The sequence below is a fragment of the Vibrio sp. V42_P2S4T144 genome, assembly GCF_009904715.1.
GTDB lineage: Bacteria > Pseudomonadota > Gammaproteobacteria > Enterobacterales > Vibrionaceae > Vibrio > Vibrio alginolyticus.
Window position 1 is genome coordinate 1 of the sequence record NZ_WXWS01000574.1, and the last position, 5,371, is coordinate 5,371.

At 45.4% G+C, this 5,371-nt stretch carries 4 protein-coding genes; all 4 read right to left on the reverse strand.

The window, feature by feature from the left end; all coding sequences use genetic code 11:
* Positions 1-1,767 (reverse strand): cellulose biosynthesis cyclic di-GMP-binding regulatory protein BcsB (bcsB, locus tag CAG68_RS19010; protein WP_161441511.1); only part of this gene is annotated, 1,767 nt, incomplete at its 3' end.
* Complete coding sequence (bcsA, locus tag CAG68_RS19015; protein ID WP_053303302.1) at positions 1,757-4,390, reverse strand: UDP-forming cellulose synthase catalytic subunit; 2,634 nt, start codon at positions 4,388-4,390, stop codon at positions 1,757-1,759. The genes bcsB and bcsA, both read right to left, overlap by 11 nt.
* 3 nt (positions 4,391-4,393) lie before the next feature.
* A complete protein-coding gene (gene bcsQ, locus CAG68_RS19020; protein ID WP_005382068.1) occupies positions 4,394-5,173 on the reverse strand; it encodes a cellulose biosynthesis protein BcsQ in 780 nt (259 codons plus the stop codon).
* Positions 5,170-5,371: hypothetical protein (locus tag CAG68_RS22420; RefSeq protein WP_237667900.1), on the reverse strand; the 202-nt coding region annotated here is incomplete at its 5' end. The genes bcsQ and CAG68_RS22420, both read right to left, overlap by 4 nt.

A 5,371-nucleotide genomic window follows, 5' to 3' on the forward strand; every position in this document is an offset into this window, starting at 1 on the left:
ATTAGCGGCTTGTTCTAGTGCATCCACAACACCAATCGTCAGGATGTCTTTATTTTTTAGTTGCTCAGCATTCCATTTATCTGTCAAAAGCACCTGAATACCTGGGTACCCAGAATCACTTCCTAACGAGCCCATGACGTTTAAGAAGGTCTGCAACACTTCTTTTGGAGCTCTCTCTGGAACAACAATCGCAGTTTCTGACAAATCGGCCATGCGTGTGTAAGGGAAGCCAGAAGTAGCAAAAGCGCGCATATTTGGCATTTCGATGTAGTGAGGGAAACCACTAAAATCAACCGTAGAGTCACCATCAATGACCGCGTATTGCTTACTTGGCTGCGTCACCTGACATTGCCCATCAGTCACCGACGCAAAACCAAACTCAAACTCGATTCGGTTTTGACTACCCACCTTAAAAGCCGGAATGCGAACAAACGTATCACCACTTAGAATGCCATCATCTAACAAAGGAACACGTATACGGTTAGATTCTCCACCTTGACCTTTTGTGGTTAGGTTGAACGCCTCAATGAATTGGTCATTAATACTCAAAGTCAGACGAGAGCCGGAATGATCCGCAGCAGGCGGTGAATAACGATAGTTAAGATCCATCGGTATACCACGGCTTTGCCAAGTAAAGAGATCGGGTGGTAAACGCAAACTTACGTTGATTGGTGGAGGCGTTCGGCCTTCCACTTGCAGCATGCTTTTTTGTTCGACTAACTCAGACAATGCAACAGGACGAGCCGTACTCACCCAGTTTGGCGCATCGTACGGGACTCGTGGTTTGATTTGTTTGACTTCATTAATCTTCGCGATTGGTCCAGTAAGAAGTTGGTTTCCCAACGCCAAACCTTGCACCGCAATGTTAAGATCCTTACTGTCACGGCCTGTCACCAGAAGAAACTTCACGTACGGGTCTGTTGGATGAGTGATGACTTGAAGACGAGGGCCATCCGTGTCTGGAAAATCTCTCAGAAACTCAGGTTTGTTGTCATTGGTAACAAAGACAATGGCGTTGCGCTTAGGTAACGTGTCGACACTAAAAGGGAATTGAGCACCACGCCAACCCGCAAGAGCACCAAAGTAAGAGCTCAAGACACCGGCAGCCTTGACATCATCTAAATCGTATTTGCTACCCATCACGACAGGCAGATTTAACTGGCTGAAATCACGGACATCAAAAAAAGGAGCCGGTAACAAACTCAAGTCACTTTCCAGCACTGTCTTTTGAGCAAGCATCTCAATTCGACTACTTTGGCTAATCTCAGCCCAAATGCTCGAGTCATTGGGATTAGCACAGTCTTTCTGAGTATTCCCTATTAACTCAAAGCGAATTTGGTTGTAATTACTAAAGTAACGAGTGTCCAGCGGCATAGATAAGCTCAACTTTTTGCCTTGCTGGCCATCGACGATTGACGCTACTCCCATAAGTTCGTTGTTCAAATACACTTTGACGTGAGAAACCAAAGAGAGCAACGCTGGCGAAGGTGTGATATCAAAGTGCAACGTTGCTTTAGATACCACCTCATCGAGTCGCGAACCGAAACCAATATAAGCACTGGCCTCACTACCTTGGATAGCAATTGAACCACTGTAACCTAATTGACTAAATGGGATGACGCGCTTAAACACGGTCGAATCTTCAGCATCTTGCTGTGCCAAAGGCGTTGCTTGTTGCTGACTTACTTCTTGTGCCGCGAGACTGCACGACATACACATGAGAGTGATAGCCGTTGTCAACGCTGTTAGTTTTTTATTATTTAGCATGACTTGAGGTCCTGATTGGGACATAACGAGGTCTTAGTGACCAAATAAATTCGATACAAAATAAAAGTGCATTCACACTGACCTGAACAAACTTAGGACAATGTTGCAGCAAGCGTTTGTATCCATTAAAGCCGACTTGCAGTACAGCCTGCATACTCGATAGAGGTTTATCTGATTGATAACCTTGTTGCCATTTCGCCCATGTATCTGCACGTGCAAATGTACATTGGACGTATTGGATTCGTTGTTGATGAGACAATTCGTTGAGTTGTAAACCAAATATCCCCTTATGAGCATAGGCAACCGTCATAGGGAACACGAATTCTTGGCCACCTCGATTGAGGATCACTTCTAAGGTTTGACCGAGTAAGTAAGCACAGGTTGGTTCATCGACCCCGTCAATTTCTATGCGCACGCCCCCCAAAGAGAAATCCTTCATCTGCGCTTGTATTAAATGCCCAGAATTAAGCCTAACCGCGACAGGAATCGCCACCTCTACTCGGTGATCTTTTCGCACTTGTTTAGCTTCTACTGCAACCGCAACGGCAGCACCTAAAATCAACAGGTTGTACATCGTCCATACGAGATTCACGATAACTGTACCGATTTCATTTTGAGGCCCCCACCCCATTCGGTAAATCCCTACAGCGAAGCCCAAAATGTTGAGTGCAACCAAAACCAAATATGGTCGAGAGATCACCCAATCGTAGTGAGACTTTTCAACCAAACCGCCTTTTGCCGTTACGTTGAATGTCCCTTTATGGGGCGCAAACAAAGCCACCGTTGTTGGCCTTGCGATATACCAAGCAAGCACGGTTTCGTATACCTCACCCCAAAACGAATAACGGTAGTCACCCTGCATACGAGAGTTGGTCATGCTGGCGTGAATCATGTGGGGTAATACGTACAAAATGATCGCCAGCGCTGGTGCATAAATCACGTAGGAATGCAGCAACAAATAAGCCAAGGGTGCGATCAGGAATACAATCCTCGGGATACCAGATAGAAAGTGCAGCATGGCATTGACGTAACAAAGCCGTTGAGAGAGCTTAAGCCCCTTTCCAGTCAATGGATTATCTACCCTAAATATCTGCGCCATCCCGCGAGCCCAACGAATGCGTTGCCCAACATGTGCAGACAATGTTTCTGTCGCCAAACCAGCAGAAATCGGCTGCTTAAGATATGCAGAACGATAGCCTAAACGGTGCATGCGCAGAGACGTGTGCGCATCTTCCGTCACGGTTTCGACTGCAATACCACCGACTTCCTCTAAAGGCTCTCGACGTAAAATAGCGCACGAGCCACAGAAGAAAGTCGCATCCCATAAGTCGTTACCATCTTGAATCAGGCCGTAAAACAAGTTGCCTTCGTTTGGCACGTTACGAAAGTTCGATAAGTTACGCTCAAAAGGATCCGGTGAGAAAAAATGGTGCGGCGTCTGAATAAGCGCCAACTTTGGATCTTTCAGGAACATCCCCATTGTGAGCTGAAAAAATGCTCGTGTAGGAATATGGTCACAGTCAAAAATCGCAACAAACTCACCGCTGGTCTGCTTCAACGCATAGTTAATGTTACCGGCTTTCGCATGTTCATTCGTTGGGCGGCGGATGTAGTTCACCCCTACACTTTTGGCGAAATCTCGGAAGCTATCACGCTTGCCGTCATCCAGAATGTGGATGTTAAGTTTGTCTTTCGGCCAATCGACACCTAACGAGGCATAAACCGTCGCTTTCACAACATCGAGATCTTCGTTGTAAGTAGGGATCATCAAGTCAATGGTTGGCCAAGTTGACTGATCCGGTGGCATCGATACTGGTTTGCGATTCAATGGCCAGATATTTTGGAAATAGCCAAGCATCAGCACAATCCAAGAATACGTCTCAGCTAGAAGTAAAACGCCCCCTAGAAACAAAGCAACAGGATCGTCCCAGTTCAGGGTAGACGAATAACGCCACCACAAGTATCGACATGAGGCCGTAACCGACAAGATGATCAAAAGCATGGTAGGAAAACGACCCGGCATGCGACGGACCATCATCGCTAATGCCCAGAGTAACAGCACAAAGACAGTCTGAGCCTGATAACCAAATGGCACCGTAAAACAAAGCAAAGCGATTAACACCACGAAAAACAGCAAAGTGTAGTTCAACGCCATCGCGGACTTACTTGCTTTAATACGCTCTCGAACTTGTGGATCTTTGATGTTGTTCGCTGTCTGTTCTAACCAGCGGACGCCTTTTGCAACCACTTCAAATGGCAAGTAGAACGCATTGCGAATTTGCTCGGCTAAAGTCATCGCTAAGCTGCTGGTTTTTTTGGACCATGCTGTATTTACGTTTTGCCTGAAGCAAAGCAACCACACGCTTTGGATAATAAAACGTACAGGATCAAACCATCTTGGCGCAGCAAAATTAACGTTTGGATAGTAAACCAAAGGCAGTTTCCATGAGGGAACACCCGAAATAACCGGCTTTAAAAATACAAAACTCAATGAAAACCAAAAAGACAAAGCACACTCACCAACCCAGTTTGTTTTACAATTCCAGGCTTGCTCGTAAGCGTTCTTCTGCAGTCTGAATTGATCCACTACCCAACGTTGGAAAATCAGATTAAGACTTCGCATAAATTAGCTTTGGTCCTGAGCGCTTGATAACGCTGATACACACCAAAAAGCAAAAGACTGAAAATCTTTTGCGGCTTGGCTCGATGGCGAATAGTGTTGAACGGTCGTCAGGTTTGCCACACATTCAAGCAATGCCGTATCTCGATGAATCGAAACAGGAATCAAGGATTCGCTAAGTTCCTTTTTCAGCACCAACATGAAATCACGACCAATTTCGGTTTCTGGCTGATACTTATTCACCAAAAAACGTAATTTGTCAGAGCGAAGCAATCTCGATAGCTCTTCATGTTGTAGCCAAGATTGAAGAGTGAGATAACTCAGGGCGTCTGCCGTTACCACCACCACAATCATATCCATTGAGTCGACAAAAGATCGCACTTCAGGATCAGTAAGCTCTGCTAAGTCGGCGTGAAAAAGCAGCCACTGCTCACCACGGTTTTCGCTCACTTGCAACGTCATTTCACCTAGCATTGATAGATAGTGAGAACGCTCATTAAAAAACGCTTTTAACTGCTCAGAATTCAGATGGCCAAACGGTAAAAAAAGTGCACCTTGTGGGCTTTCATAACCAGCCTGGGTCCAAGGCTTATCTAAAAGAAGTTGTTTCGCCCAGCCTCCTTGCTCTTCCCTCGGCAAGCCAAGATGAGCTTGCAGTAAACTATTAGGCACCACCTCAATGGCCAGTACCTGTTTATTTATCTTAACTAACGCTTGTGCCAAATTCGCAGCGACGGTCGTTGAGCCACAGCCGCCTTTTAAACTAACAAATAGAAGGCGCTTCATATCGCTTCCGTTTCTGAATTTTTCTGCGTATTACGTACCAAAGATAGAACATTACGAGCACCGTTGGCTTTGAAGACTTGCCACTTATTTTTAACTTGTACGTAAGACTCGTTTTCTGTTGTTTCAATATACGTGTATTGAGTTAAGTTATAAGAAGAGTAGATCGAATTAATATCTTTTGCAGACTCAGTCATAGAA

Bases quoted from the DNA above. Each gene is read 5' to 3' on its own strand.
- bcsA (WP_053303302.1), bottom strand. From the start codon at position 4,390: ATGCGAAGTCTTAATCTGATTTTCCAACGTTGGGTAGTGGATCAATTC.
- bcsQ (WP_005382068.1), bottom strand. From the start codon at position 5,173: ATGAAGCGCCTTCTATTTGTTAGTTTAAAAGGCGGCTGTGGCTCAACG.